This window comes from Streptomyces sp. NPDC005931, assembly GCF_042871235.1.
Classification (GTDB): domain Bacteria; phylum Actinomycetota; class Actinomycetes; order Streptomycetales; family Streptomycetaceae; genus Streptomyces.
The window spans coordinates 1-3,577 of the sequence record NZ_JBIAIG010000041.1; the positions used below are offsets into that span (position 1 = coordinate 1).

Genomic DNA, 3,577 nt, shown 5'->3' on the forward strand with positions numbered 1-3,577 from the left:
GAACGGTTCGTCGCCGACCCCTACGCTGCGGAACCCGGTGGCCGGATGTACCGCACCGGTGACCTGGTGCGCTCCAACACCGACGGGGACCTGGAATACACCGGCCGCAGCGACCACCAGGTCAAGATCCGCGGCTTCCGCATCGAACCCGGCGAGATCGAGAACGTCCTCACCGAGCATCCCGCGATCGTCCAGGCCGCCGTCGTCGCACACCACGACCAGCACGGCACCACCCGCCTCACCGCCTACGTCGTTCCCGACACCGCCGCAACGCAGGAAGACCTGCGGGAGTTCGTGCGGCGGCGGCTGCCGGAGTACATGGTGCCGTCCACGTACGTCACCCTGGACCGGCTGCCGTTGACGGCCAATGGCAAGCTCGACCGGGCCGCGTTGCCCGAACCGGTGCCGGGGGCACGGGCGGACGTGCCGCGTCGTGAGCCGCAGACCGCGCGCGAGCGGCTGCTGGGTGAGCTGTTCGCACAGGCCCTGGGCGTGGACCGGGTCGGGCCCGACGACGACTTCTTCGCGCTCGGCGGGGACAGCATCGTCTCCATCCGGCTGGTCAGCCTCGCGCGCTCGGCAGGCATCGGCTTCACCGTCCGGGACGTCTTCGAGCAGCGCACCGCGGCCGGGCTGGCCGAGGCCGCCGAGGAACTGGACCCGTCGGCCCCGGAGCCCGACGACTCCGGCGTGGGGCGGGCGGAACCGACCCCGGTCATGCGCTGGTTCGACGCGCGCGGCGGCAACGTCGACGCGTTCCACCAGGCGATGCTGCTGGAGGTGCCGGCCGACCTCCGCGAGGACCACCTCGTCGCGGCCGTTCAGGCACTCGTGGACCACCATGACGCGCTGCGGCTGACCAGGGCTCCGGGCGGCCCGGACGGCGGGTCGTGGTCGCTGGAGGTGGGGCCGGTGGGCTCCGTGCCGGCCGCCGACCTGGTGCACCGCGTCGAGACCGGCGGCGCCGACATCGACGAGGCGCTGGTCCGCGAGCAGGTGGAGGCGGCATCCGCCCGCCTGTCGGCCGAGCGGGGCCCGCTGGTCCAGGTGGTCCGGTTCGACGCCGGACCGGCTCGTCGGGGCAGGCTGCTGTTGCTCGTGAACCATCTCGTGGTCGACGGTGTGTCCTGGCGGATCCTGCTGCCCGATCTCGTCGCCGCCTGGGAGGCCGTCAGGCTCGGACGGCCACCGCGGCTCGACCCGGTGGGCACCTCGCTGCGCCGCTGGTCGCGGCTCCTCGCCGCGGAGGCCCGGCGGCCGGCCCGCACGGCGGAGGCGACCCTGTGGGCGGGACTGCTCACCGCGGCCGACCCGCCGCTGACAGCCGGCCGGCTGGATCCCGTACGGGACACCGTGGGCCGGGCCCGCGAGCTCACGCTCTCCCTGCCGCCCGAGGTCACCAGCCCACTCCTGACGTCTGTGCCGACGGCCTTCCACGCGAGGGTCGACGACGTCCTGCTGACCGCGCTCGCCCTGGCGGTCGCCCAGTGGCGCCGGGGTCATGCCCGGGGGCGGCACACGGCCCTGCTGGTGGACGTGGAGGGGCACGGGCGCGAGGAGATCGTCGAGGGTGCGGACCTCTCGCGCACCGTGGGTTGGTTCACCTCGCTCCACCCCGTCCGTGTCGACCCGGGGCCCCTGGCCTGGGAGGAGGTCGTCGACGGCGGGCCGGCGCTCGGGCAGGCGCTGAAACGGGTCAAGGAACAGATGCGCTCCCTGCCCGACCGGGGCATGGGCTTCGGTCTGCTGCGGCACCTCAATCCCGAGACCGGACCGGAGCTGGCCGGGCTCGCCGTACCGCAGCTCGGATTCAACTACCTCGGCCGGTTCCCCTCGGCGGGCGCCCCGGTGGTTCCCGGCCGTCCGGCGTGGACCGTGGCGTCGGAGACGGGGCTGCTGAGTGGCGCCGATCCGGCGACCGCCCTGGCGCACGGACTCGAGGTCAACTGCATGGTCCGCGACACCCCGGACGGGCCGGGGCTGGAGGCCGTCTGGACCTGGGCACCGGACCTCTGGCCCGAGCAGCACGTCCGTGTTCTCGCCGACCACTGGTTCCGGGCGATCCGAGGCCTGGTCCGGCACGGCGAACGCTCCGGCACGGGCGGCCACACCCCCTCGGACTTCCCCCTGACCGACCTCAGCCAGCACGACATCGAGCAGCTCGAAGCAGCGTGGAGGATTCAGAAATGACGTCGTCGGGCCTGGAAGACATCCTCCCCCTCTCCCCGATGCAGGAGGGGCTGCTGTTCCACTCCCGCTACGAGCAGGACGGCGCGGACGTCTACGCAGTGCAGCACGTCTTCGCCATCGAAGGCGCCCTCGACGGGGCGCGCCTGCGGACCGCCGTCCTCGCCCTCGTCCAACGGCACCCGAACCTGCGTGCCGGTTTCCGGCAGGTGGACTCGGGCCGCACCGTGCAGCTGATCCCACGTCAGGTGGAGGTCCCCTGGGAGGACTTCGACCTGTCGTCGCTGTCCGGCGCCGAAGCCGAGGCGGAGCTGGCCAGGCTCGCCGCCAAGGAGCACGGCCGCCGGTTCGACCTGGCCGAGCCGCCCCTGCTGCGCTTCTCCCTCGTACGCCTGGCCGCCGAGCGCCACCGCCTGATCATGACCACCCACCACATCCTGCTCGACGGCTGGTCCACGCCCCTGCTCGTGCGCGAGCTGACCACGCTGTACGGCAGCCGGGGCGACACCGCCGCGCTTCCCCGGGTGGCCCCCTACCGGCAGTACCTGGGGTGGCTCGCGCAGCAGGACGGACCCGCGGCGGAGGCCGCCTGGCGGGAGGCGCTCGCCGGGCTGGAGCAGCCGACCCTGCTCACTCCGGTGGATCCGGGTCGTCCCGGGCTGATGCCGGAGCGGATCACGGTCGAGCTGGACGAGGACCGCACGGCGGCGCTGGCCGACTGGGCGCGCCGGCAGGGGGTGACCCTGAACACCGTGCTACAGGCCGCCTGGGGGCTGGTGCTGAGTCGGCGCACGGGTCACGACGACGTGGTGTTCGGGGCCGTCGTGGCGGGACGCGACCCGCAGCTGCCCGGTGTCGAGGCCATGGTGGGCCTGCTCATCAACATGGTGCCGGTGCGGGTGTCGCTGGATCCGGCGCAGTCGCTGCTGACCACCGTCGTGCGGCTCCAGGGCGCTCAGTCGCTGCTGACCGCGCACCACCACCTCGGGCTGGCCCGCATCCAGCAGCTGGCCGGGCTGGGTGACCTCTTCGACACCTCCCTGGTGTTCGAGAACTATCCCTGGGACGGCCCCGGCGAGCTGTCGGACACCGGACTGCGGATCAGCCCGGACCTGGGCAGTGGGCGGGACGCGACGCACTATCCGCTCACCCTGGTCGCCGCCCCGGGGCGCCGTCTCTACCTCCGCCTGGACTACCGCGACGACCTCTTCGACCGGGCCACGGCCGCCGCCTTCCTCGACCGACTGGTCCGGGTGCTCGACCTCGTCGTCACCGATCCCGACCGGCCGATCGGGCGGATCGATCTGCTGTCCGAGGAGGAGCGGGCGGCGCTGTTGGCCGTGCCGGCCGTCGCGGTGCCGTCGCGGGCGACGCTGCCGGAGCTGTTCGA

At 73.4% G+C, this 3,577-nt stretch carries 2 protein-coding genes; both read left to right on the top strand.

The features are described 5' to 3' along the window. Positions 1-2,190, top strand: a 2,190-nt coding sequence (locus ACFYOV_RS33705) for a condensation domain-containing protein (RefSeq protein WP_389094428.1), incomplete at its 5' end; no start/stop codon positions are given. After that, a partial coding sequence (locus tag ACFYOV_RS33710; protein WP_389094430.1) for a condensation domain-containing protein occupies positions 2,187-3,577 on the top strand: 1,391 nt, incomplete at its 3' end. The genes ACFYOV_RS33705 and ACFYOV_RS33710, both read left to right, overlap by 4 nt.